Annotated in this window: 26 protein-coding genes; 11 read left to right on the top strand and 15 right to left on the bottom strand. The window is 62.8% G+C overall.

Features of this window, described 5'->3' with window-relative positions:
* Position 1: 1 nt before the first annotated feature.
* The 4 genes from NKI24_RS24480 to mdh form a co-directional block, all read right to left on the bottom strand.
* Positions 2-499: a DUF1579 family protein gene (locus tag NKI24_RS24480; protein ID WP_352749037.1), complete on the bottom strand. Its 498-nt coding sequence runs from the start codon at positions 497-499 to the stop codon at positions 2-4.
* Positions 500-501: 2 nt separating this feature from the next.
* Positions 502-873, bottom strand: coding sequence for a cupin domain-containing protein (locus tag NKI24_RS24475; RefSeq protein WP_352540826.1), 372 nt, complete (start codon positions 871-873; stop codon positions 502-504).
* A gap of 261 nt (positions 874-1,134) precedes the next feature.
* Positions 1,135-2,328 (bottom strand): ADP-forming succinate--CoA ligase subunit beta, encoded by a 1,194-nt coding sequence (sucC, locus tag NKI24_RS24470; RefSeq protein WP_352749034.1) that lies wholly within the window; start codon positions 2,326-2,328, stop codon positions 1,135-1,137.
* A gap of 39 nt (positions 2,329-2,367) precedes the next feature.
* Complete coding sequence (gene mdh, locus NKI24_RS24465) at positions 2,368-3,336, bottom strand: malate dehydrogenase (protein ID WP_352749032.1); 969 nt, start codon at positions 3,334-3,336, stop codon at positions 2,368-2,370.
* 233 nt (positions 3,337-3,569) lie between these two features.
* Between mdh and NKI24_RS24460 the strand changes: the two genes are divergently transcribed.
* Entirely contained in the window at positions 3,570-4,064 is a 495-nt protein-coding gene (locus NKI24_RS24460) for a GNAT family N-acetyltransferase (protein WP_352749030.1), read from the top strand.
* Here NKI24_RS24460 and zapE read toward each other — a convergent pair.
* Positions 4,032-5,234 (bottom strand): cell division protein ZapE, encoded by a 1,203-nt coding sequence (gene zapE / locus NKI24_RS24455; protein ID WP_352749028.1) that lies wholly within the window; start codon positions 5,232-5,234, stop codon positions 4,032-4,034. The genes NKI24_RS24460 and zapE overlap by 33 nt on opposite strands.
* A gap of 144 nt (positions 5,235-5,378) precedes the next feature.
* Positions 5,379-5,918 (bottom strand): protease inhibitor Inh/omp19 family protein, encoded by a 540-nt coding sequence (locus tag NKI24_RS24450; RefSeq protein WP_023679800.1) that lies wholly within the window; start codon positions 5,916-5,918, stop codon positions 5,379-5,381.
* 304 nt (positions 5,919-6,222) lie between these two features.
* Between NKI24_RS24450 and NKI24_RS24445 the strand changes: the two genes are divergently transcribed.
* Positions 6,223-7,233: an MBL fold metallo-hydrolase gene (locus tag NKI24_RS24445; protein WP_352680597.1), complete on the top strand. Its 1,011-nt coding sequence runs from the start codon at positions 6,223-6,225 to the stop codon at positions 7,231-7,233.
* Here the strand turns inward: NKI24_RS24445 and NKI24_RS24440 are convergent.
* Both NKI24_RS24440 and NKI24_RS24435 read right to left on the bottom strand, forming a co-directional pair.
* Complete coding sequence (locus NKI24_RS24440; protein ID WP_352749025.1) at positions 7,230-7,751, bottom strand: NAD(P)/FAD-dependent oxidoreductase; 522 nt, start codon at positions 7,749-7,751, stop codon at positions 7,230-7,232. The two genes, NKI24_RS24445 and NKI24_RS24440, sit on opposite strands and share 4 nt — an antisense overlap.
* Positions 7,752-7,774: 23 nt before the next feature.
* Entirely contained in the window at positions 7,775-8,488 is a 714-nt protein-coding gene (locus NKI24_RS24435) for a flavin-containing monooxygenase (RefSeq protein ID WP_352749022.1), read from the bottom strand.
* A 238-nt stretch (positions 8,489-8,726) separates the two neighbouring features.
* On the opposite strand from NKI24_RS24435, the gene NKI24_RS24430 reads away from it, so the two are divergent.
* From NKI24_RS24430 to NKI24_RS24400, 7 genes are all read left to right on the top strand, one after another.
* On the top strand, positions 8,727-8,888 hold the full coding sequence (locus NKI24_RS24430; protein ID WP_031195454.1) for a DUF1328 family protein: 162 nt from the start codon (positions 8,727-8,729) through the stop codon (positions 8,886-8,888).
* A 74-nt stretch (positions 8,889-8,962) separates the two neighbouring features.
* Positions 8,963-9,847, top strand: a complete 885-nt coding sequence (dapF, locus tag NKI24_RS24425; RefSeq protein WP_352749019.1) for a diaminopimelate epimerase — start codon at positions 8,963-8,965, stop codon at positions 9,845-9,847.
* On the top strand, positions 9,847-11,157 hold the full coding sequence (mtaB, locus tag NKI24_RS24420; protein ID WP_352680599.1) for a tRNA (N(6)-L-threonylcarbamoyladenosine(37)-C(2))-methylthiotransferase MtaB: 1,311 nt from the start codon (positions 9,847-9,849) through the stop codon (positions 11,155-11,157). Before dapF ends, mtaB begins: the two co-directional genes overlap by 1 nt.
* Before the next feature lie 11 nt (positions 11,158-11,168).
* Positions 11,169-12,758 (top strand): signal recognition particle-docking protein FtsY, encoded by a 1,590-nt coding sequence (gene ftsY, locus NKI24_RS24415; RefSeq protein WP_352680600.1) that lies wholly within the window; start codon positions 11,169-11,171, stop codon positions 12,756-12,758.
* Positions 12,759-12,819: 61 nt separating this feature from the next.
* A complete protein-coding gene (locus tag NKI24_RS24410) occupies positions 12,820-13,485 on the top strand; it encodes a septation protein A (protein WP_023679806.1) in 666 nt (221 codons plus the stop codon).
* A 90-nt stretch (positions 13,486-13,575) separates the two neighbouring features.
* Complete coding sequence (locus NKI24_RS24405) at positions 13,576-14,196, top strand: pyridoxamine 5'-phosphate oxidase family protein (RefSeq protein ID WP_352456344.1); 621 nt, start codon at positions 13,576-13,578, stop codon at positions 14,194-14,196.
* Between the two features lie 40 nt (positions 14,197-14,236).
* Positions 14,237-14,764, top strand: coding sequence for an NADPH-dependent FMN reductase (locus NKI24_RS24400; RefSeq protein ID WP_352680681.1), 528 nt, complete (start codon positions 14,237-14,239; stop codon positions 14,762-14,764).
* A gap of 106 nt (positions 14,765-14,870) precedes the next feature.
* Here NKI24_RS24400 and NKI24_RS24395 read toward each other — a convergent pair whose 3' ends face one another.
* The gene (locus NKI24_RS24395; protein ID WP_352680601.1) at positions 14,871-15,080 is read right to left on the bottom strand and encodes a tautomerase family protein; all 210 of its coding nucleotides are present in this window, start codon (positions 15,078-15,080) and stop codon (positions 14,871-14,873) included.
* A gap of 32 nt (positions 15,081-15,112) precedes the next feature.
* Positions 15,113-16,030 (bottom strand): SMP-30/gluconolactonase/LRE family protein, encoded by a 918-nt coding sequence (locus NKI24_RS24390; RefSeq protein WP_352680602.1) that lies wholly within the window; start codon positions 16,028-16,030, stop codon positions 15,113-15,115.
* A gap of 264 nt (positions 16,031-16,294) precedes the next feature.
* Between NKI24_RS24390 and NKI24_RS24385 the strand changes: the two genes are divergently transcribed.
* Entirely contained in the window at positions 16,295-16,462 is a 168-nt protein-coding gene (locus NKI24_RS24385) for a hypothetical protein (protein WP_023721879.1), read from the top strand.
* Positions 16,463-16,566: 104 nt separating this feature from the next.
* On the opposite strand, the gene NKI24_RS24380 is transcribed toward NKI24_RS24385, so the two are convergent.
* The 4 genes from NKI24_RS24380 to ccmA form a co-directional block, all read right to left on the bottom strand.
* Positions 16,567-17,142 carry a DsbE family thiol:disulfide interchange protein gene (locus tag NKI24_RS24380; RefSeq protein ID WP_352680603.1) on the bottom strand — a complete coding sequence of 192 codons (576 nt, stop codon included), beginning with the start codon at positions 17,140-17,142 and terminating at the stop codon, positions 16,567-16,569.
* Positions 17,139-17,306: a heme exporter protein CcmD gene (gene ccmD, locus NKI24_RS24375; protein ID WP_352680604.1), complete on the bottom strand. Its 168-nt coding sequence runs from the start codon at positions 17,304-17,306 to the stop codon at positions 17,139-17,141. Before ccmD ends, NKI24_RS24380 begins: the two co-directional genes overlap by 4 nt.
* A 126-nt stretch (positions 17,307-17,432) precedes the next feature.
* Positions 17,433-18,098, bottom strand: a complete 666-nt coding sequence (gene ccmB / locus NKI24_RS24370) for a heme exporter protein CcmB (RefSeq protein WP_352749012.1) — start codon at positions 18,096-18,098, stop codon at positions 17,433-17,435.
* A gap of 70 nt (positions 18,099-18,168) precedes the next feature.
* The gene (gene ccmA / locus NKI24_RS24365) at positions 18,169-18,777 is read right to left on the bottom strand and encodes a heme ABC exporter ATP-binding protein CcmA (protein ID WP_352680606.1); all 609 of its coding nucleotides are present in this window, start codon (positions 18,775-18,777) and stop codon (positions 18,169-18,171) included.
* A 282-nt stretch (positions 18,778-19,059) separates the two neighbouring features.
* Here ccmA and acnA point away from each other — a divergent pair, with 282 nt between their 5' ends.
* On the top strand, positions 19,060-21,750 hold the full coding sequence (gene acnA / locus NKI24_RS24360; protein WP_352450191.1) for an aconitate hydratase AcnA: 2,691 nt from the start codon (positions 19,060-19,062) through the stop codon (positions 21,748-21,750).
* Positions 21,751-21,803: 53 nt separating this feature from the next.
* Here acnA and NKI24_RS24355 read toward each other — a convergent pair whose 3' ends face one another.
* Positions 21,804-22,490: a ceramidase domain-containing protein gene (locus NKI24_RS24355; protein ID WP_352450192.1), complete on the bottom strand. Its 687-nt coding sequence runs from the start codon at positions 22,488-22,490 to the stop codon at positions 21,804-21,806.
* Between the last annotated feature and the right edge of the window lie 23 nt (positions 22,491-22,513).

Below are 22,513 nucleotides of genomic sequence, written 5' to 3'. Positions count from 1 at the left end.
TCTAAAAACCGTTGATCGAGGAAGGCGAGACGCGCCGGTAGACGCCGCTCACCATGTCTTGCCAGCCATCGCCGCCGGCAGGTTTGAAATGCAGTCGCATGCGGAAGGCATCGGCATTGTCGAAAATATAAGTCACACGCGCGGAGCCGCGCTGCGACGACCGCTCCAGAACCAGCTCCGTGCCGTTCCAGCTGCCTTTGGCCGGCGACATCGGCACGAAACCCATCGAATCGAACTGGTGCATGGTGACGATTTTGTTTTGCTGGTCGAAGCCGAACACGCTGTACGCGCCGAACGAAACCGTGCCGTCGCGGCGCTGGCGATAGCGCTGCACTATGAACAAGCCGCCGAACTGTGCCTCTGCCAGTATTTCCGAACTCGCTGTTCCGCCATCGGCCCATTTCGTGGCCGACACCTCTTCCTCGCCGCGCCACGCTCCGACCAGCGCCCGGAGGCGCTGGTGATCGGCCGAGAGTGAGGAGAAGGGCGCAGCGTTCATGGTCAGAGCCGCTTGAGATCGGCGACGGTGAGGTCGCTCTTAGCGTTGCCGGTGTTGAGCGTCGTCGCCGGCTCGAACATCAGCACGACAGGCTCCTCGCTCAGTGAGCGCGGACGGTGCTCGACGGCGCGCGGCACAACGATGAACTCGCCGCTGCCAAGCTCAACCGTGCCGTCGCGGAAATCGATGGCGATGCGGCCGCGCAGCACCAGGAATGCTTCGTCTTCATTGTCATGCGCGTGCCAGTCGAAGACATCGCCGAACTTGGCGATCTTGACCTGGCTGTCGTTCACGTCGCCGGCGATATGCGGATCGAAGACCTTCTTGATCTTCTGATCCGCCGCCTCGACGAGGTTTATCTTGTGCGGAGGCATCGCCTATCGACCTCTGACTCGCTCTGTTCTCACTGGATAATCCGAAACAGCAACAGGAGGCCCACCAAGAAGAGCATGACGCTCACGCCAAGATGCACCCCAAGGTCAAGCGATCTTGGAAGAACAATTCTGAACGAGGTGTGGCGGCGCATCTTTTCCGACATCTTTCTCCGCTCGGGAAAGGCCCACAGTCCGCCGATACCCATGGCAATCATAAATATTGACCATATTGGATGGGCAAACGGAGCGTTTTCCAAATGCTCAGCCCTTCACCGCCGCGACAATCTTCTTGGCTGCGTCATCGAGGTCATCGGCCGACACCACGTTTAGCCCGCTGTCGTTGATGATCTTCTTGCCGAGCTCGGCATTGGTGCCTTCCAGCCGCACCACCAGCGGCACCTGCAGGCCGACCTCCTTGACTGCTGCGATGACGCCCTCGGCGATGATGTCGCATTTCATGATGCCGCCGAAGATGTTGATCAGAATGCCTTCGACCGCCGGATCCTTGGTGATGATCTTGAACGCCGCCGTCACCTTTTCTTTCGACGCGCCGCCGCCGACATCGAGGAAGTTGGCGGGCTCGGCGCCATAAAGCTTGATGATGTCCATCGTTGCCATGGCGAGGCCGGCGCCGTTGACCATGCAGCCGATATTGCCGTCGAGCGCGACATAGGCGAGGTCGTATTTCGACGCCTCGATCTCCTTCTCGTCCTCTTCGGTGGTGTCGCGCAATTCGAGCACGTCGGGGTGGCGAAACAGCGCATTGTTGTCGAACGACACTTTGGCGTCGAGAACGCGCAGCCGGCCGCTCCTCATGACGATCAGCGGGTTGACCTCGAGCAGGCTCATGTCCTTCTCGACAAAGGCCTTGTAGAGGATGGGGAACAGCGTGGCACCATCCTTGGCGGCGTCGCCGTCGAGCCTCAGTGCGGCGTTGAGCTTCTTCACATCGTCGGCCGTCACGCCCTTTTCCGGGTCGATGGCGACGGTAATGATCTTTTCCGGCGTGTCGTGGGCGACCGCCTCGATGTCCATGCCGCCCTCGGTCGAGACGACGAAGGCGACGCGCCCGACCGAGCGGTCGACTAGGATCGACAGATAGAGCTCGCGCTCGATGTCGGCGCCGTCCTCGATATAGAGCCGGTTGACCTGCTTGCCGGCCGGGCCGGTCTGCTTGGTGACCAGCGTATGGCCGAGCATCTCCTTGGCATTGGCGACGACCTCGGCTACCGACTTCGCCAGCCTGACACCGCCCTTGGCATCGGCGCCGAGCTCCCTGAACTTGCCCTTGCCGCGGCCGCCGGCATGGATCTGGCTCTTGACCACATAGAGCGGGCCGGGCAGCGCCTTGGCGGCAGCTTCCGCCTCGCTCGCCTTGAACACCGGCACGCCCTCGGCCACCGGTGCGCCAAAGCCCTTCAGCAGCGCCTTGCCCTGATATTCATGGATGTTCATGCGATGTCTCCAGCTTGCTTGGCGGGCTTGGTTGCCGGCTTACTTGGCCGCGAGATGCGGAGCGATCTTGACGCAGGCATCGCACAGGCCCTGCACCGCCGCGACCGAACTGTCGAACATCTTCTGCTCACTCTTCGCGAGCTCGATCTCGATGATACGCTCGACGCCGCCGGCGCCGATCACCACGGGAACGCCGACATAGGTGTTCTTGACGCCATATTGGCCGGAGAGGTACGCCGCACAGGGCAGCACCCGCTTCTTGTCCTTGAGATAGGCTTCGGCCATGGCGATGGCCGAGGCGGCCGGCGCATAAAAGGCAGAGCCTGTCTTGAGCAGGCCGACGATCTCGGCGCCGCCGTCGCGGGTGCGCTGCACGATCTGGTCGAGCCGCTCTTTCGAGGTCCAGCCCATCTTGATGAGGTCGGGCAGCGGGATGCCGGAAACCGTCGAATAGCGGATCATCGGCACCATGGAATCGCCATGGCCGCCGAGCACGAAGGCAGTGACGTCCTCGACCGAGACCTTGAATTCCTCGGCAAGGAAATAACGGAAGCGCGAACTGTCGAGCACGCCGGCCATGCCGACGACATGGCTCTTGGGCAGGCCGGAAAACTTCTGCAGCGCCCAGACCATGGCGTCGAGCGGATTGGTGATGCAGATGACGAAGGCTTTCGGCGCGTATTTCTTGAGGCCGGCGCCGACCTGCTCCATCACCTTCAGATTGATGCCTAGAAGATCGTCGCGGCTCATGCCGGGCTTGCGCGGCACGCCGGCGGTGACGATGCAGACATCGGCGCCCTCGATGCCGGCATAGTCGTTGACGCCGGTCAGCCTCGAGTCGAACCCATCGACCGGCGACGACTGCGCGATGTCCAGTCCCTTGCCTTGCGGGATGCCTTCGGCGATATCGAACAGCACGACGTCGCCGAGATCCTTGAGGCCGACCATGTGGGCGAGGGTGCCGCCGATCATGCCCGAGCCGATGAGCGCTATCTTGTTGCGTGCCATGTCAGGATGTTTTCCCTTTGACTATGACGGCGCCCCAAATCCTTGACGATTTGATGACGGCGTCGGAGGAAGAGGCCGGAATGCTGCGGAACCGCGAAATTCGCCGCACGCAATAGCCCCGGCCGCACAAAAATTCAAACGATTATTTTGGAGTGAATAATTTCAATCGGTTAGAAACAATGGGACTTACGTAAACGTCAAAATTCTGAAGCCGACTAGAGAAATTCTACACAATGGCACTGGAAATCAGAAGGCTGTTTCCTGACGATGACGCCCTTGTGATGCGGGTTGCCGATGAAGTCTTCGACGAGCCGGTCAGGCCGGATCGGCTCTCCGCCTATCTCGCGGAGCCCTGTCATTTCATGGTCGTGGCCCTCGCCGACGGCATCGTCGTTGGCCAATGCGCAGCCGTCATCCACCGCCACCCGGACAAGGTGAGCGAACTCTACGTAGACGAGGTCGGCGTGGCGCCGGCCTTTCAACGCCAGGGCATTGCGACGAGGATGCTCGGCGCCATGTTCGCACTCGGTCGCGAGCATGGCTGTGAGGAGGCGTGGGTCGGCACCGAGCCGGACAATGTTGCTGCTCGCGCACTTTACGAGTCGCGAAAAGAGCCGCATGGCCGGCGGAGGGGTTCGTCATGTATGTTTATCGATTATAGGCGCCGGCGGCAGCGCCCCCTTCGGTACTATCCCTCACGCCTGTGCCTGCCGTGCCTCCGTCGATGATCCCTGCGCCCTCTGCCTCTCCGCCCAGTCCTCCAGCCAGTCGTGGCTCTGCATCTCGATCAGCCGCGATGCGGTGCGCTCGAACTCGAAGACTTCGTTGCCGCGCTTGGCCGTATAGAGCTGCGCCGGCGGTGCCGCGGCGCTCATCACCAGCCGCACATGATGATCGTAGAGCGTATCGACCAGCAGGATGAAGCGCTTGGCTTCGTTGCGCTTGCCTTCGCCGAGCACCGGCACATGGTCGATGAATATGGTCGAGAAGCGGGCGGCAATGGCAAGATAGTCGCGGGCGCCGAGCGGCCTCTCGCAGAGATCGGCGAAGGAAAACCGCGCAGCCTCCCCTGCAGCCCGCGGCACTACGACGTGCCGGCCCTTCACCGTCAGCATCGTCTCGGCCGTCGGCCTGCCATGCGTCATCACCGCCCACGCGTCGTCGAGCGCATGGTCGGCGGCGGCATCGGCCGGGGTGACGTAGACCGGCATGCGGCTGAGCTTGTCGAGGCGGTAATCCTTGTCGGCGTCAAGCGCCAGCACCTGCGCGTGGCGCTCCAGGATAGCGACAAACGGCAAAAACAACTGACGGTTCAGGCCGTCGCGGTAGAGATCCTGCGGCGCGACATTGGAAGTGGCAACCAGCACCACGCCATTGGCAAACAACGCCGAAAACAACCTTGACAGGATCATCGCATCGGCGATGTCGGTGACGGAGAACTCGTCGAAGCATAGCACCCAGGCTTCCTCGGCCAGCGCGCGCGCCACCGGCGGGATCGGGTCGTCCTCCTTGGCCGTGCCGTTCTTGCGAGCCTGCCGGTGCTTCTGGATGCGGTCCTGCACGTCGGCCATGAAGTCGTTGAAATGCACCCGGCGCTTGCGCCGCACCGGCAGCAGCCCGAAAAACATGTCCATCAGCATGGTCTTGCCGCGGCCGACGCCGCCATGGATATAAAGGCCCTTGACCGCCTCGTGCACCTCGCGCTTGCGGGCGAACAGCCACCCCAGCGCGCTTGATTTCTGCGCCAGCCGCTTTGCCGATATCTCTTCGATCAGCCGGTCGAGCGCAGCGGCGATCCGCTCCTGCGCCGGATCGCGCCCGATGGCGCCCGTCTCGACCAGATGGTCATAGCGCTGCTTGACGGTCGCATGGGTCTGGAGGCCGTCACGCAGATGCATTGGTCACGTCGTTCCGGAGCAATTCCAAGAAAAGTGTGTAGCGGTTTTCTGTCCGGAATTGCGTAAAAAACAAAAGAGGCAATTCCAGGAAAAGTGTGTAACGGTTTTCCGTCCGGAATTGCGTAACAATGGGGGGCCGTTCTCTTACCTTGTAAGCGAGATCGGCAGGCCGTTGGAAGTCTGGCCGTCGAATTTCTCGCCGCCCGAAGAATAAAGCCGTGCCAGCGTGCCGCCATTCTCGTCAAAGAGCGTCAGCTGTTTGCCGGCGACGTTCCACGATTTGATGCCATCGAGCGGCGCCGGGCAATGCAGCGGTCCGGCGCGGTAGCCCGAACCGAATTTGGTCTGCGGCGTCGCCACCTGACAGCTCTGGCCGGACACGCTTGCCTTCCAAACACCGGCGACGCTGGAGGCGGTCAGATCGGCCGCACCGGCCGGCGCCGTCCCGTCGGGCGGCAGCGAGGCGACCTGGGTGTTCTGCGGCGCGGTCGGAAATTTCGACGGGTCGGCCGGGCCGGGTGTCGCCGGCGGCGGCAGCTGGTTTGCAGTCACCTTGCCGGCGGGCGCAGCTTCCAGGGGCGCCGGCTGCTGCTCGTCCATCGATGAGAACCGTGAGGTTGAACAGCCGCTCGCAACGAGCACGGCCAACGATACGGCCAGCAGGCCGGTTTTCGAAAATTTCATTCTTCAACCTCCGTCGGATCGGGCTGGGGATGCCGTCCGCGCAATGTCCCCCTCACCAAGATGGAGAAGGTGGCGAAATTTCAACCCGATATGGTTAAAATACGGTTTGCGCCGCTAATGTTGCAAATTTGTCGCAAAATGCACATTGCCTGAAATTGCGTTACGCCTTGGCCGTTTGGCCGACACCTCCGGTTGATTCGATACGGCACGCTGGCGCCAAACCCTTGGCGTTCACCTCAAATGCTTGTGCGGGCCGGCGCCGGCATTATCTCTTGGGATCAGCAAACTGCAGGGAGCCGATTTCTTGGCCGCGAGAAAGAGAGCCGCCAACCGCTATTACAGCGGGCCGCCCAGCGATCATTTCGACGGCACCTTGTTCTTCAATCCCAACGGACGGCCGCCGGGTCGCTTTGCCGATCTGTTGAAATGGCAATTGAGCCGCGAGCGCTCGAAATGGCCGGCGGCGGATCCGAGCCCGTTTCCACCGGCAAGACCGGTCGAGCGCATCGATGGTGCAGCGCTCCGCCTCACCATGGTCGGTCATTCCTCGCTGCTCGTCCAGACAGCCGGCCTGAACATCCTGACCGACCCGGTCTGGTCGCGACGCGTCTCGCCGCTCTCCTTCGCCGGTCCGAAACGCGTCAATCCGCCGGGCATCGCCTTTTCGCATTTGCCGCCGATCGACCTCGTGCTGGTCAGCCACAATCATTACGACCATCTCGACCTCGCCACGCTGAAGCGCCTGAAGACAAGACACGACCCGCTGCTGCTGACGCCGCTCGGCAACGACACGATCATCGGCGCTGCCGTGCCCCGCATGCGGCTTTCCGCGCATGACTGGGGCGACCGGGTCGATATCGGCGATGGCGTCGCGGTCTATGTCGAGCCGGTGCACCACTGGTCGGCCCGCGGTACTCGCGACCGGCGCATGGCGCTGTGGGCGGGTTTCGTCGTCGACACACCCGACGCAAGGATCTATTTCGCCGGCGATACCGGCTTCCACGGTGGCATCAATTACCGGCTGATGGCGCAAAAGCACGGCGGGTTCCGCCTCGCCATCCTGCCGATCGGCGCCTACGAGCCGCGCTGGTTCATGGCGCCACATCACCAGGATCCGGAGGAGGCGGTGCAAGGCATGCTTTTGTGCAACGCCGCCTATGCCGCCGGCTGTCACTGGGGCACGTTCCGGCTCACCAACGAGCCGATCGACGAGCCGCCCAGAAAGCTCGGCGAAGCGCTCGATGCTGCCGGCCTGCCGCGGCAACGTTTTCGCGCCTTGCGGCCGGGCGAAGTCTGGGACGTGCCGGCGGTCTAGCGCGGCGACCGGCCTGACGGCGCAGGCGACCCCAAGGCTTCCATACACCTGGCTATGTGGGCGGCGTCGCGGCCTACATATGAGAGAAGGCCGGAGCCAAAGGTATGCATCCAATGGAGGCCAAGAAAATACAGGCCAGGAAAAGCCGTCACGCCACGCTGTTGAACGGGTGCACCGCGCGAATCGAAAATTGGCAAATCTATCCAGTTGTAGTCGAAGAGGTATCCCGTCCCCCAGATAACCGAGCTGACGTTCTCGCCGGAGATATCCACTGACCGGGCGCCGCCGACTTCCGCCAGGATTGGCGTTGCTGAGCGTTCATTGCCATCGCTGATGTGGTCCGCGACTTCAGGTTTCTCTGCCAACGCCTCTGCAGCGGAGACAAAATCGTCATAGGACCTATCGGCTTCAGCCAATATCTGCGAGGCATCCCCGGCCACCAACAGTTTTCCATCGGCGCATCCGAGCACACGTCCCAGCACCGTTCCGCCATCGCGGGCAAAACGGCGGACGTTCATATCGTAACCGCCGTTGACACCGGTTACGACCGTCGAGGGGGATACCGCTGCTCCGGGAAACTGTCGATGGTGATCTCGAAACGTCCCATTTTGTCGAACCACCACAAAACATCCTTGCCGCGATAGCGCCGAGGCACCCGACGATGGGGGCTGACCGAAAGGTAGACATTGCGCCCGGATTGCTGGAGCTCATCGGCTATCTGGCTTCCAGATGCGCCGCTGCCCACCACCAGCACCGCTCCGGGGGGAAGTTCGTCGGGGCTGCGGTAGTTCGAAGCGTAAACCTGGTAAACGGATCGAGGCAAATCCCTGGCGGCCGCCGGTACCATCGGACGCTGGAACGGGCCCGTCGCCACTACGACATTGCGGGCTCTCATGCTGCCGGTGTTTGTCTCCAATGCATAATCGCCGGTATCCCTGTGCCGGAGCCTCGTGACCTCGACACCCTGGCGAACCGGAGCTGCAATTTTGGCCGCATAGTGCTCGATGAATCGCGTGACAGCGGTGTGATGGGCGAACCCCTCCGGTTCGGGGCCCTGATAAGAAAGCCCAGGAAGCTCTATTGCCTGGTTGATGAATTGAAATCGGAGCGAATCCCAACGCTCCGTCCGCCAGCGTTCGGCAATACGAGCGCGTTCCAACACAACATGCTCACGTTCATGTTGTTGAAGATAGTATCTCATGGCGAGCCCCGCCTGGCCGCCACCAATAATGATTGTGTCCCAACGCTCGGTCATTGGAAATTTTCCAAGCCGTCGAGACTCAAATATGCAAGTCCCGAATTTCCTATCCGCCGGCCGCAGCTCATGTGCCAGCTAACACGTCGTTTGGATCATTCAATACTATGACACATTGCATCCGTAGCTGCATGTCCCAGCCGGGTTCTCCGACCCGCCCCAGCCACCGCCGGCGGAACCCAAGGCCTCGCTGAAGCGTTTGTACGTGTTCAAACCTGTCGGCTGCGAGGTGTCTCTCATGATCAGGTGGATCATAATTCTTTTGATTATCGCGGCCGCGGCGAGCCTGCTCGGCATGCCGGCACTGGCCGGAGCCGCCGCCACCGGCGCGCGCATCCTCATCGGCATCGTGCTGATCATCTTCCTGCTGATCGTGCTTGGCGTCTTCGCGGTGACTTGAAAATCACGCCGCGCTGGTAATTTCTGCCGCTATCCGCCATATAGGCGCCAAACCGGCAAGAGACCTTTCGATCGATGGCAAGCGCGGCCCCTTTCGCCAAGATGAACGGCATCGGCAACGAAATCATCGTTGCCGATATGCGTGGCCGTGCCGATCGCGTGACGCCTGCGGCAGCCGTCGCGCTTAATGCCGATGCGGCGACAAGGTTCGACCAGATCATGGCGATCCACGACCCCAGGACGCCGGGCACCGCCTTTTTCATCGACATCTTGAATTCCGACGGAACCAGGGCGCAAGCCTGCGGCAACGGCATGCGTTGTGTCGTCCAGGCGCTCGCCGCCGAGACCGGCCAGAAGACATTTGCCTTTGAAACAGTCGCCGGCATCCTCAATGCCGAGGAACATGCCGACGGAATGATCTCGGTCGACATGGGCAGGCCGCGCTTTGGCTGGCAGGACATCCCGCTGGCCGAGGAATTCCGCGACACCCGCATGATCGAGCTGCAGATCGGCCCGATCGATGCCCCGGTGCTGCATTCGCCGTCGGTCGTCTCGATGGGCAATCCGCACGGCATCTTCTGGGTCGACCGCGACGTCTGGTCGTACGAGCTCGAGCGCTTCGGCCCGCTGCTCGAAAACCACCCGATCTTCCCCGAGCGCGCCAACATCACCATCGCGCAGGTGACCTCGCCGGAGACCATGGCCATCCGCACCTGGGAGCGCGGCGCCGGCCTGACCAAGGCCTGCGGCACGGCTGCTTGCGCCGCTGTGGTCGCCGCGTCCCGCACCCGGCGTACCGGCCGCGGCGTCACGCTGATGACGCCCGGCGGCGGCTCGCTGCATGTTTTGTGGCGCGACGACGACCACGTCATCCTGACCGGTGCCGCCGAATGGGAATTTTCCGGCAGCTTCGATCCGTCGACCGGGGCGTGGGCGCGCGACACCGAAAGCGCCGCCTGATGGCTCCTCTTGGCAACAAGGGTATCGAGGTCGTCACCTTCGGCTGCCGGCTGAACACCTATGAATCCGAGGTGATGCGGCGTGAAGCCGAAAGTGCGGGCCTCGGCGGGCTCGAAGGCGGTGCCATCATCTTCAACACCTGCGCCGTCACCGGCGAGGCTGTACGCCAGGCCAAGCAGTCGATCAGAAAAGCCCGCCGTGAGAACCCGGCTGCCCGCATCATCGTTACCGGCTGCGCCGCGCAGACCGGCCCGCAGGATTTCGTCGCCATGGACGAGGTCGATCTCGTCCTCGGCAATGAGGAAAAGCTGAAGGCGCATTCCTATCGCGCGTTGCCGGATTTCGGCGTCAACGACACTGAGAAGGCGCGCGTCAACGATATCTTTTCGGTGCGCGAGACGGCCGCCCACATGGTCGACGCCATCGAGGGCCGGGCGCGCGCTTTTGTCCAGGTGCAGAACGGCTGTGACCACCGCTGCACCTTCTGCATCATTCCCTACGGTCGCGGCAATTCGCGCTCGGTGCCGATGGGCGCCGTGGTCGAGCAGATCAAGCGACTCGTCGGCAATGGTTATGCCGAGATCGTGCTGACGGGCGTCGACATGACCAGTTTTGGCGCCGATCTGCCGGGCGCACCGAAGCTCGGCAAATTGGTCAAGACCGTCCTGAAGCAGGTGCCAGACGTGAAACGCCTGCGGCTTTCCTCCATCGACTCGATCGAAGCCGACGACGATCTGCTGGACGCCATCGCCACCGAGCCGAGGCTGATGCCGCATCTGCATCTGTCGCTGCAATCGGGTGACGACATGATCCTGAAGCGGATGAAGCGCCGGCACAGCCGCGACCAGTCGATCCGCTTTTGCGAGGATGTGCGCAAACTGCGCCCCGGCATTGTTTTCGGCGCCGACATCATCGCCGGCTTCCCGACCGAGACGAACGCCATGTTCGAAAACTCGCTGGAGATCGTCGAGGAATGCGGCCTGACGCATCTCCACGTCTTCCCGTTTTCGCCGCGCCAGGGCACGCCCGCCGCTCGCATGCCGCAGCTCCGCCGCGACGTCGTCAAGCAACGCGCGGCACGCCTGCGCGCCGCCGGCGAGGCCGCCTATCGCCGCCATCTTACCTCGCTCGCTGGAACGCATCAGTCGATCCTGGTCGAGCGTGACGGCCTTGGCCGCACCGAAGGGTTTACGCTGGCCGCGGTCTCTGCCGGCGCTCCGGGCGACATCGTCGAGGCTGATATCGCCGGCCATGACGGTATCCGACTGATCGCCGCGCCGCTTGCCGCCCGCGCCGCCCGCGCCGCCTGAGAGCGCAAGACATGGCTGGGTTTTTCAAGAAGATATTTTCGTTCGGCAAGAAGGAAGTCGTCGAGGAGCGGCCCGACGAGGCCGCGCCGCTGCCGCCGATCAAATGGGACGAACTGGAGGCGCTGAAACCGGCCGCCGAGCAGGCCGTCCCGGAGTTTTTGAAACGCGAAGAATCGCGGCCCGAAGTCGAAGCCGTACCTCCACCGCCAGTCGAACCAGAGTTGCCTCCGGCACCCCAACCGGCGCCGGAATCGCAGAAGCCTGAGCCGCCGCCGACCATTCCACCCGAGCCGGAAACGCCTGCTGAGGAACCGGAGGAGATCCGGGCCGAGCCGCAGCAGCCAGAAATCGTCCCCTCCCAGCCAGAACCTGCACACGTCGAAGTGCCGGTAGTGCCCACCGAGGCTCCCTCAGCAGCGCCAGCGCGCGAAGTCCCGCCCGCCGAAATACCGCCCCCGATCCGCCAGCCAGCGCCGGCCGAGACGAAACCGATCTTGACCGAGATCGCGCCCGAACCGGAGGTCGTGCCGGCGCCCCACCCTCCCATCGAAGGGGAGGTAAAGCCCGAGCCAGAAGCCGTTCCGCAACCATCGCCGGAGCCAAAGCCCGCCCCCGGCAAAGTCACCGTAACCAAGAAGGTCGAGCAGAAAGCCGAGCCGCAGAAGGCGCCCGAACCGGCGCCGAGGCGCTCCTGGTTCCAGCGCATGCGAGACGGGCTTGCCCGCTCTTCCAAGGAGTTGTCGGGCAACATCGCCGGCGTCTTCACCAAGCGGAAACTTGACGAGGACACGCTGCAGGACCTGGAGGATGTGCTGATCCGCGCCGATCTCGGCATGGAGACGGCTTTGCGCGTTACCGACGCGCTCTCCGCCAGCCGCTATGGCAAGGACGTCTCCGACACCGAAGTCCGGGCCATCATGGCGGCCGAGGTTGAGAAAGTGCTGACCCACATCGCCATGCCGTTGGAGCTCGACCTCAGCCACAAGCCGCATGTCATCCTGGTGGTCGGCGTCAACGGCACCGGGAAGACCACGACCATCGGCAAGCTGGCGGCGAAGCTCACCGATGGCGGCCTCTCGGTGATGCTCGCCGCCGGCGACACCTTTCGCGCAGCCGCGATCGAGCAGCTGAAGATCTGGGGCGAGCGTACCAACTCGCCGGTCATTGCCTCGAAGCTCGGCGCCGATGCCGCCGGCCTCGCCTACGATGCATTCGAGCGCGCGAAGGAGGCCGGCTCCGACGTGCTGATCATCGACACCGCCGGGCGGCTGCAGAACAAGACCGAACTAATGGCGGAACTGGAAAAGATCGTCCGGGTGCTGGGCAAGCTCGATCCGGAAGCGCCGCACACCGTGCTGCAGACGGTCGATGCCACCACCGGCCAGAATGCGCTCAACCAGGTCGAGATCTTCCGCAATGTCGCCGGCGTCAACGGCCTGGTGATGACCAAGCTGGACGGCACGGCGCGCGGCGGTATTCTGGTGGCGATCGCGGCAAAGCACAAATTGCCGGTCTATTTCATCGGCGTCGGCGAACAGGTCGACGACCTCGAACCCTTTTCCGCAAGCGAATTCGCCAGGGCGATCGCTGGCGTGGCTTGACGAGCATGATCCCGAAAAGTTGCAGGCCTTTTTGGATTGAATCATGCATAAGAAGGACCCTATGAGCCCACCCATCCTCGAACGCGACCTGTCCGATCCGCGCCGCAAGGCATTGAACCCTGGCCTGAAATTCCTGCTCGAACTCGGGCCTGGCCTGGTGTTCTTTTTCACCACCATCCGCGGCGCGTGGCTCGTCGGGAAGTTTCCGATCCTCGGCCATATCGGCGAGCCTATCCTGATTGCCACAGCGTTCTTTATGGTGGCGACGGCGCTATCGCTCAGCGTTTCGTGGATTTTGACGCGCAGCTGGCCGATCATGCCATTGGTCTCGGCCATCGTGGTGTTTGTGTTTGGCGCGCTGGCGCTGTGGCTGCAGGACAAGACCTTCGCTTTCATGAAGCCGACAATCATCAACAGCCTGTTCGGCATCACGTTGCTTGGCGGGTTGGCGTTTGGCAGATCGCTGTTGGGCTATGTCTTTGATTCCGCCTTCAATCTCGACGCCGAAGGCTGGCGCAAGCTCACTTTCCGATGGGGGCTCTTCTTCCTTTTTCTGGCTGCGCTGAACGAGGTCGTGTGGCGCAACTTTTCTGAGGAAGCCTGGCTTTATTTCAAGGTCTGGGGCACGATTCCCATTACCCTTGTCTTCACGTTAAGCCAAATGCCGTTGATCCTGCGCCATTCGCTCGAGGACAAGACCGGCAAGGAAGAGAAGGCCGGCAAATAGAGCAATTCCAGGAAAGTGTGTAGCGGTTTTCCCGGGAAAAGCGCGTAGCGCTTTCCCTAGGGAATTGCGTCAGAATAAGAGGAGAGGGGCATGGAATTCATCACCACGCGCGACGAGCTGAGGACGATCTACAAGACGCCTCGGCCGACTGACGGCTCGATCCGCAAGGAACTGAAGGCATTGGACGGCCACTGCCGTTCCTTCATCGGCAAGAGCCCTTTCGTGCTGATCGGCTCGTCCGACGGCGCCGGCAATGCCGATGTGACGCCCAAGGGCGACAGGCCGGGCTTCGTAACAGTGCTCGACGAGAAGACCATCGCCATCCCCGACCGGCCCGGTAACAACCGGCTCGACACGCTGGAGAACATCCTTCTCAATCCCTCGATCGGGCTGCTCTTCCTCATTCCCGGCATGAACGAAACGCTGCGTGTCAATGGCGATGCCCGCATCACCGTCGATGCGGCGTTGCGTGAGCGGCTGGCGGTCGACGGCAAGGCACCGCAAAGCGTCGTCGTGGTGACGGTCAAGGCCGCCTACATGCATTGCGCCAAGGCCTTCATGCGCTCCGAATTGTGGAAGCCGGAGAGCTGGTACGACCGCGCGACGCTGCCGACGCTCGGCCAGATCCTGCGCGACCAGTTGGCGCTCGCCGATTCGGCCGAGGCGACCGACCGCTGGCTGGACGAGGAATACAGGGAGACCATGTGGTAGCGTGATCGGCAACGAATCTCCCAAGCCGGTCTCCATTCCTTTGCTGAACATCCTCGCCATCTCCGGCAGCCTGCGCGCCGCCTCGACCAATTCGGCCCTGCTTGCGGCGCTCGCGCGAAACGCGCCGCCGGGTTGCCATGTCGGCGTCTTTGACGGGCTTGGGCGGCTGCCGATCTTCAACCCCGACGACGAAGGCGAGCGAACGCCGCCGCAAGCAGCGGCGCTGATCGATGCGGTCACCGCCGCCGACGGCGTCATCGTCTCCTGCCCGGAATATGCCCACGGTGTGCCAGGCGGCCTGAAGAACGCGCTTGACTGGCTGGTGTCGCGCGATGCCGCCGTTGGCAAGCCAGCCATGCTGGTGCATGCCTCGCAGCGCTCGCTGTTTGCCCGCGCCGCACTGGCCGAGGTCATGCGGACAATGTCTTTCGCGCTCCATGAGGAAGCAGCGCTCGAAATAGCGCTGCTCGGCAAGAAGCTGCCGGAGGATATCTTATCGCAGCCGGAAAACCGGCTGACGATGCGCGATGCCCTATCCGCCTTCGCGGAGTTCATCCGCTCGCGGTGAACGCCGGACCGTGCTTTCGTCATCCTAGGGTCTCCGCGACGGAGCTTCGCTCCTGCTCCGCCCTGGGATGACGACGCTAGGAGCTGCGGCCAATCTGTGCCGGGAACTATCCCTTGCCCCTCCGCGTCTCGACGTCGGTCTCGCCGACGAACCAGTCGCGTGCAGCGATCTCCTCGAAAACCACCCAGACATCGTTGTTGGTCAGGCCGGTGACGCCGGTGATGGCCGCCGTCACCTGGGCGGCGATCGCGGCCTTTTTGCCGGCCGGGTCGTCGGCAATCACCTCCTTGACCAGGCGGATATTCACGAATGGCATGGTTCCCTCCCTTGGATATGCTTGGCGGCCGCTCAGTAGGTTTTGGCGCCGTTGACCATAAGCCGGACCATATAGAGCGATGTGGTGCCGGCGATGTAGAGGCAGTTCAGCTTGTTGCCGCCGAACACGCAATTGGCGACGACTTCCGGTACCTTGACCTTGCCGATCAGCGTCCCGTCCGGATCGTAGCAATGGACCCCGTCGGCGGCACTGGTCCAGATGCGGCCGTCCGCATCCAGCCTGAAACCGTCGAACAGGCCGGCGGTGCAGTCGGCAAAGACCTTTTCGCCTGAGACCGTCTTGCCGCCCTGGTCGACATTGAACACCCGGATGTGCGCCGGGTTTTGCGCACCATGCGTGCGGCCAGTGTCGGCGACATAGAGCTTGCTCTCGTCAACCGAGAAGGCGAGCCCGTTGGGCCTGACCATGTCGGTGATCACCGCCTCGGTCTCGCCGGTGCCGGGATCGACCCGGTAGACATGGCAGGCGCCGATCTCGCTTTCGGCCTTGTCGCCCTCGTAATCGGTATCGATGCCGTAGCTCGGGTCGGTGAACCAGATCGAGCCGTCGGACTTGACCACGGCGTCATTGGGCGAGTTCAGCCGCTTGCCGCGCCATTTGTCGGCGATGGTGACTACCGACCCGTCATGCTCGGTGCGGCTGACGCGGCGGCCGGAATGCTCGCAAGTAACCAGCCGGCCTTGCCGGTCGACCGTGTTGCCGTTGGAATTGCCGGACGGCTGACGGAACCCGCTGACGCTGCCGTCGGTCTCGTCGTAACGCAGCATGCGATTGTTCGGGATGTCGGACCAGACCACATAGCGCCCGGCCGCGAACCAGGCCGGTCCTTCCGCCCATCGGCAGCCGGTAAACAGCCTGTCGACCTGTGCATTGCCGTTGAACAGCCGCGAAAAGCGCGGATCGAGAACTTCGTAGAATTCGCTGGCCATGGTTCCTCCCGGTAGCAGTCGCTTGGCAAGGCGCGATCAAGCCAGCCCACGATCGATATGGCAAGATCGATGATGCGTCAGAGGCATTATGGAAGCGAATGCTGGCCCGGACGGCAGGTCACATCCCGTTAACCGGCTATGCGCCCAGCGCAATGGTGCATTGCAACATCTTATTTTTGCAATGCACCATAACTATGTCATGCTCCGTATCGATCAAGGGAGGAACAACTGGCCGCGAAACGCGGCGCAAAAAGGAAACTCGCTATGATCATCGACAGCCTCATGAGCCGCGCTCGCGCCAGCATCGCCAAGCGCCGGCATTACAACCGCCTCGTCGCCGAAATCGACAGCTTCAGCAGCCGTGACCTCGCCGACATGCGCGCCGACCGCAGCGAAATGCTCTATCAGGTCCACAAGCAGATCTACGGCTGAGTCTTCGGTCGACCTATCATGTGGTCGACCTATCACGTTCGTCATCCTTGGGCGTAGCGACGCAAAGCGGAGCAAAGACCCTAGCATGACGAAACGGCGGGCCATCAGTCCGGCATGGCCAGCGCCTTCTCGATTTCGGGTAACAGCAGCGTCCGCGCCGAGTCCGGCGTCAGCGGCCCTACATGCTTATAGGCGATCTTGCCATCCTTGCCGATGACGAAGGTCTCCGGCACGCCGTAGACACCCCAGTCGATCGCCGTGCGTCCGGCCTGATCGACGCCGATCGCCTGGAATGGGTTGCCGAGATCGCCAAGGAACCGACGGGCGTTTTCCGGCTGGTCCTTGTAGTTCAGCGCCGCCATGACGAAGCGTCTGTCCTGCGACAGCGCCAGCAGCACCGGATGCTCTTCGCGGCACGGCGCGCACCAGGACGCGAAGACGTTGACCAGCGTCACCTTGCCGGCGAACTGTTTTGAATCGAAGCCCGGCAAATTGGTGCCTTCGAGCGCCGGCAGGTTGGTCTGCGGCGCCGGCAGGCCGATCAGCGCTGACGGCACTTCCGACACGTCGCGCCCGGACAAAAGCTGCGCCAGGAACAATCCCGCCAGCCCGAGAAAGACCAGCAGCGGCAGCAGCACGATCAGGCGGCGGCGCGCCGGTGTTTGGGTTTCCGTGCTCATGATTTTACTGCCTTATCGGAGCGCCGGCGCAGGCCGGATGCCTCCAGCTCGGCAAGCTCTCGCTTGCGGCCGCGCTGGTCGAGCAGAATCCAGCCGATCAGCCCGCCCAGCACCACGGCCGTGATCGCATAGGCGGCGGTGACATAAAGCGCATGTACGCTCATGCTTTTCGCTCCGCGGCGCTTTCCAACCGGTCCGTCTCACGCCGTTCCAACATGTCTTCTCTTAACGCTGCGCCATCGGCTCCGCAATTGTTCGCCGCGCCGCAGGCATGAGCTGAAGCCAACACATCAATCCGTTCCGTGCCGCAGCGCCAGCGCCGCCGCCACAGGGCCGAGCGCGGCAAGAAACAAGGTCAGCGCGGCAAGAATGAGGAAGGGCTGCAGGAATGGATCGGGGTCCGCCACCGCGCCATAGCTTGCCGATACGCCGAAGATCAGCACGGGAATGGTCAGCGGCAGCACGAGCACCGAGATCAGCAGCCCGCCACGCGGCAACGCCACTGCCACCGCTGCACCGGCAGCACCGATGAAGGTGATCGCCGGCGTGCCTACCAGAAGCGTCAACGCCGTAGCGCCGATGCCGGCCGGCTCCATGTTCATGAACAGGCCGAGCAAGGGAGCGGCGATGACCAGCGGCAGCACGCTTCCCGCCCAATGCGCCAGGCATTTCGTCAGAACGGTCAAGGCCAGCATGTGCCGGTCGTTGCCAAGCACCAGAAGATCGAGCGAGCCGTCCTCGCGGTCGGCCTGGAACAGCCGGTCGAGGCCGAGCAGGCAGGCCAGCAAGGCGGCGATCCACAGGATCGCCGGGCCGATGCGGGCCAGCAGCTTCAGCTCGGGACCGACGCCGAAGGGGATGGTCGCGATAACGGCGAGAAAGAAAATCACGCCAGTAAGCGCCCCGCCGCCGGCGCGGATACTCAGGCGGATGTCGCGTAGGAAGAGGGACCACATTATGGTTTGGTCCCGATGCATGCATGAAGGCCAAGCAAAGGATGGAGTTCCATCGCATAGAGCACCAACATCAAGCGGCCTCGCCCATCACCAGCCCCTCCGCCCCCTCGATCCCCAGCGGCAAATGCGTCGCCGCAACCACGATCCCCCCACTCTCGAGGTGCTTCCCCATCAATTCGCCGAACCTCTCCTCCGAAGCCTTGTCCAGTCCTGCCGTCGGCTCATCGAGCAGCCACAATGGCCGGTGGCTTACCAGCAGTTTTGCAATCGCCGCGCGGCGGCGTTGCCCGGTCGAGAGATAGCCGAACGGCAGATGGCCGATGCCGCCCAGCCCGACGGTTTCCAGCGCCTCTTCAACACCCACGGAACCGGCGCCCGAAAAATCGCGCCAGAAGCACAGGTTTTCCGTAACGCTCAGCGCCGTCTTCATCGCGTTGAGGTGGCCGAGATAGTGACAGGCCGAGGCGGCCGACGGAAAGTCCTCGCCACCACCTTCGAACCGCACACGGCCTGCCGCCACTGGCAACAGTCCGGCGACGATCCTGAGCAGCGTCGATTTGCCGGCGCCGTTCGGCCCGGTGACGACCAGCGCCTGGCCATCCCCCAGCGCGAATTCGATGCCGGAAAATACCGTCTCGCCGCCGCGTTCGCCGCCCAGATTTTCGGCGATCAGCCGCATCCGTCCCCCTTCGCCGAAAGTTCAGGTGCGGCTTCGGTGCGCCGCAGCAAAAATGGCGAATCCGTGTCTAGAACTATTCCAGAAAATTCTCTATATCCGCATCATCCGTGCCAGCGGTCGGCACGGGAACCGAATTTGCGCCGAACCAGCGCGCGTGCCGCCTTGAACGGCCCGGACGCTTGGGAACGGATAGCGGAAATGGCCGTACCCGCACCTTTGCGCGTGATTTGCATGCCCACTGGCGTCCGTTCCCTTCCGGCAACCGACAGTTAGGGATCGCACGTGTCCAAATCACTCGACAGCTTCAATTGCCGCCGCACGCTGACCGCCAGCGGCACCGAGTACATCTACTATGACCTTGTCGAGGCCGAAAAGAACGGCCTCACCGGTATTGCCCAATTGCCCTATTCGATGAAGGTGCTGCTGGAGAATCTGCTGCGCAACGAGGACGGCCGTTCCGTTACCAAGGAGAGCATCCAGGCGGTCGCCGGCTGGCTGACCGACCGGGGCACCGCCGGCGTCGAGATCGCCTATCGCCCGGCTCGCGTGCTGATGCAGGATTTCACCGGCGTTCCAGCCGTGGTCGACCTTGCCGCCATGCGCGACGCCATGGCCTCGCTCGGCGGCGACCCGCAAAAGATCAATCCGCTGGTGCCGGTCGATCTGGTCATCGACCACTCGGTCATCGTCGACGAATTCGGCACGCCACTGGCTTTCGCCCGCAATGTCGAGCTTGAATATGAGCGCAACGAGGAACGCTACAAATTCCTGAAATGGGGCCAGCAGGCGTTCCGCAATTTCCGCGTCGTGCCGCCCGGCACTGGCATCTGCCATCAGGTCAATCTCGAATATCTCGGTCAGGTCGTGTGGACCAACAGCGAAGACGGCGAGACCACCGCCTATCCCGACACCTGCGTCGGCACCGATTCACATACCACGATGATCAACGGCCTCGGCGTTCTCGGCTGGGGCGTCGGCGGCATCGAGGCGGAGGCCGCGATGCTTGGCCAGCCGGTCTCCATGCTGCTGCCTGAAGTCATCGGCTTCCGGCTCACCGGCAGGCTGAGGGAAGGCGTCACCGCCACCGACCTGGTGCTCACCGTCACCCAGATGCTGCGCAAGAAGGGCGTCGTCGGCAAGTTCGTCGAATTCTTCGGGCCGGGCCTGTCCAACATGACGCTGGCCGACCGCGCCACCATCGGCAACATGGCGCCGGAATATGGCGCCACCTGCGGCTTCTTCCCGGTCGACAGCGAAACCATCCGCTATCTCACAATGTCCGGTCGCGACGAAAGCCGCATCGCCCTGGTCGAGGCTTATTCTAAGGCGCAAGGCTTGTGGCGCGATGCCGGCTCGGCCGATCCGGTCTTCACCGACCTGCTGGAGCTCGATCTCGGCAGTGTCGTCCCGTCGATGGCCGGCCCGAAGCGGCCGGAAGGCCGGGTCGCACTTGAAGACATTCCGGCCGGCTTCGCCAAGGCCATGGAGTCCGAATACAAGAAGGCCGCCGAAATCGACAAGCGCTATGCCGTCGAGGGCACGAACTACGATCTTGGCCATGGCGATGTGGTCATCGCCGCCATCACCTCCTGCACCAACACCTCGAACCCGAGCGTGCTGATCGGCGCCGGGCTGTTGGCGCGCAATGCCAACCGGCTCGGCCTCAAGCAGAAGCCGTGGGTCAAGACCTCATTGGCGCCGGGCAGCCAGGTCGTCGCCGAATATCTCGAGAAATCCGGCCTGCAGAAGGAGCTCGACCAGATCGGCTTCAACCTGGTCGGCTTCGGCTGCACCACCTGCATCGGCAATTCCGGCCCGTTGCCGGCGCCGATCTCCAAGACCATCAACGATAAGGGCTTGATTGCTGCGGCAGTTTTGTCCGGCAACCGCAATTTCGAAGGCCGCGTCTCGCCCGACGTGCAGGCGAACTATCTCGCCTCGCCGCCGCTGGTCGTCGCCCACGCGCTGGCCGGGACGGTGACCAAAGATCTGACCACCGAGCCGCTCGGCGACGATCGCAACGGCAGTCCGATCTATCTCAAAGACATCTGGCCAAGTTCGGTCGAGATCCAAGAATTCATCGAGAAGAACGTCACGCGCGAATTGTTCGCCCGCAAATATGCCGACGTCTTCAAGGGCGACGAGTACTGGCAGAACGTCAAGGCGCCGGAAGGCCAGACCTATGCCTGGGACGACAATTCGACCTATGTGCAGAACCCGCCCTATTTCGCCGGCATGAAGTCAGGCTTCGGCAAGATCGGCGATATCAAGGGCGCGCGTGTGCTCGGTCTGTTCGGCGACAAGATCACCACCGACCACATTTCGCCGGCCGGTTCGATCAAGGCGGCCTCGCCGGCCGGCAAGTATCTCACCGACCACGGCGTCGGCGTCGCCGATTTCAACCAGTACGGCACGCGCCGCGGCAATCATGAGGTGATGATGCGCGGCACCTTCGCCAATATCCGCATCCGCAACCATATGCTGGGCGAGAACGGCCGCGAGGGCGGCTACACCATCCATTACCCCTCGAAAGAAGAGGAATCGATCTACGACGCCGCGATGCGCTACAAGAAGGAAGGCGTGCCGCTGGTCATCTTCGCCGGCGTCGAATATGGCAACGGCTCGTCGCGTGACTGGGCGGCCAAGGGCACCAATTTGCTGGGCGTCCGCGCGGTCATCGCCCAGTCCTTCGAGCGCATCCACCGCTCCAATTTGGTCGGCATGGGCGTGATCCCCTTCGTCTTCGAGGAAGGCACCTCATGGGCCTCGCTCAACCTCAAGGGCGACGAACTGGTCGAGATCGACGGACTGAGCAACATCAAGCCGCGGCAGAAGATGATCGCCAGGATCACCTACGGCGACGGCAGCGTCAAAGAGGTTCCGATCATCTGCCGCATCGATACGCTGGACGAGCTCGACTACTTCAAGAATGGAGGCATCCTGCAATACGTGCTGCGCGATCTGGCCGCTTAAGGGAGTAGGGCAATAAGGGAGTAGGGCAGTAGGGTGAAGCAAAGAGAAGCGACTTATTCCCCTACTGCCCTACTGCCCTGTCTTGGCTTGCCAAACCGCGCTGTCGCCGCCAGCAGCACGCCGAGCATCAGCCCGTTGAATATGTGCCACAGGAAATGCGTGCCGAGCGGAAAGCCGCCGCAGACCAGCGGATCGATCATCCTGCAGATGACCGACACGACGAAGATCGCCGAACCCGCCAGATTGTACCAGCCGGCGCGATTGCCGCTGGCCGCCACCCAGGCGCCGAAGAAGGCGAGCGCCAGAAACGGAGGCAGATAGCCGGTCGTCCCGTTCGACGCCTGGCGCAGCCAGTCGGGCACGGCAAAGGTCACCAGCCCGGCAACGGCGTAAAAGGCGACGAAGATGGCGATCGCCCTGCCCCATTTCATGCCGAGAAAACGTCGCAGGTTGAACAGCGTGTAGGCCAGCGTGAACCCTGCAATGGGCAGCACGTCGGCCAGGATCATTGCCCTTGTGGCAAAGGTATGGAACAGCGACGAGCCGATGCCGATCGCCACCACCCACCAGGCCAGCACTTCGGCGAAGGTGCCGGTGCCGCGCTTGCGCACCTGCCAGACACCCCATAGCCCGGCGGCAAAAAAAGCCAGATTGCTCAGCGCATTGAGCGGTTCGGCCCAGAATTCCGGCCCCGTCCGTTCGCAATAGAGGTCGACCGGCGCCAGGAGAGATTGCCACATGCTGATTGCCGCCCGAATCGCTT

This window comes from Mesorhizobium sp. M0701 (assembly GCF_040320365.1).
In the GTDB taxonomy this organism is placed as follows: domain Bacteria; phylum Pseudomonadota; class Alphaproteobacteria; order Rhizobiales; family Rhizobiaceae; genus Mesorhizobium.
The sequence above is the reverse complement of the archived record's forward strand: the minus strand, read 5'-3'. Positions and strand labels throughout refer to the sequence as shown.

Excerpts from the sequence above, each read along its gene's own strand:
- mdh (WP_352749032.1), bottom strand. The coding sequence starts at position 3,336 with ATGGCACGCAACAAGATAGCGCTCATCGGCTCGGGCATGATCGGCGGC.
- ftsY (WP_352680600.1), top strand. The coding sequence starts at position 11,169 with ATGGCTGGGTTTTTCAAGAAGATATTTTCGTTCGGCAAGAAGGAAGTC.
- dapF (WP_352749019.1), top strand. The coding sequence starts at position 8,963 with ATGGCAAGCGCGGCCCCTTTCGCCAAGATGAACGGCATCGGCAACGAA.
- NKI24_RS24405 (WP_352456344.1), top strand. The coding sequence starts at position 13,576 with ATGGAATTCATCACCACGCGCGACGAGCTGAGGACGATCTACAAGACG.
- NKI24_RS24385 (WP_023721879.1), top strand. The coding sequence starts at position 16,295 with ATGATCATCGACAGCCTCATGAGCCGCGCTCGCGCCAGCATCGCCAAG.
- ccmD (WP_352680604.1), bottom strand. The coding sequence starts at position 17,306 with ATGAGCGTACATGCGCTTTATGTCACCGCCGCCTATGCGATCACGGCC.
- NKI24_RS24430 (WP_031195454.1), top strand. The coding sequence starts at position 8,727 with ATGATCAGGTGGATCATAATTCTTTTGATTATCGCGGCCGCGGCGAGC.
- NKI24_RS24390 (WP_352680602.1), bottom strand. The coding sequence starts at position 16,030 with ATGGCCAGCGAATTCTACGAAGTTCTCGATCCGCGCTTTTCGCGGCTG.
- NKI24_RS24380 (WP_352680603.1), bottom strand. The coding sequence starts at position 17,142 with ATGAGCACGGAAACCCAAACACCGGCGCGCCGCCGCCTGATCGTGCTG.
- NKI24_RS24410 (WP_023679806.1), top strand. The coding sequence starts at position 12,820 with ATGAGCCCACCCATCCTCGAACGCGACCTGTCCGATCCGCGCCGCAAG.
- NKI24_RS24435 (WP_352749022.1), bottom strand. The coding sequence starts at position 8,488 with ATGACCGAGCGTTGGGACACAATCATTATTGGTGGCGGCCAGGCGGGG.
- ccmB (WP_352749012.1), bottom strand. The coding sequence starts at position 18,098 with ATGTGGTCCCTCTTCCTACGCGACATCCGCCTGAGTATCCGCGCCGGC.
- sucC (WP_352749034.1), bottom strand. The coding sequence starts at position 2,328 with ATGAACATCCATGAATATCAGGGCAAGGCGCTGCTGAAGGGCTTTGGC.
- NKI24_RS24450 (WP_023679800.1), bottom strand. The coding sequence starts at position 5,918 with ATGAAATTTTCGAAAACCGGCCTGCTGGCCGTATCGTTGGCCGTGCTC.
- NKI24_RS24480 (WP_352749037.1), bottom strand. The coding sequence starts at position 499 with ATGAACGCTGCGCCCTTCTCCTCACTCTCGGCCGATCACCAGCGCCTC.
- NKI24_RS24475 (WP_352540826.1), bottom strand. The coding sequence starts at position 873 with ATGCCTCCGCACAAGATAAACCTCGTCGAGGCGGCGGATCAGAAGATC.
- zapE (WP_352749028.1), bottom strand. The coding sequence starts at position 5,234 with ATGCATCTGCGTGACGGCCTCCAGACCCATGCGACCGTCAAGCAGCGC.
- NKI24_RS24395 (WP_352680601.1), bottom strand. The coding sequence starts at position 15,080 with ATGCCATTCGTGAATATCCGCCTGGTCAAGGAGGTGATTGCCGACGAC.
- NKI24_RS24440 (WP_352749025.1), bottom strand. The coding sequence starts at position 7,751 with ATGAACGTCCGCCGTTTTGCCCGCGATGGCGGAACGGTGCTGGGACGT.
- NKI24_RS24460 (WP_352749030.1), top strand. The coding sequence starts at position 3,570 with ATGGCACTGGAAATCAGAAGGCTGTTTCCTGACGATGACGCCCTTGTG.
- ccmA (WP_352680606.1), bottom strand. The coding sequence starts at position 18,777 with ATGCGGCTGATCGCCGAAAATCTGGGCGGCGAACGCGGCGGCGAGACG.
- mtaB (WP_352680599.1), top strand. The coding sequence starts at position 9,847 with ATGGCTCCTCTTGGCAACAAGGGTATCGAGGTCGTCACCTTCGGCTGC.
- NKI24_RS24355 (WP_352450192.1), bottom strand. The coding sequence starts at position 22,490 with ATGTGGCAATCTCTCCTGGCGCCGGTCGACCTCTATTGCGAACGGACG.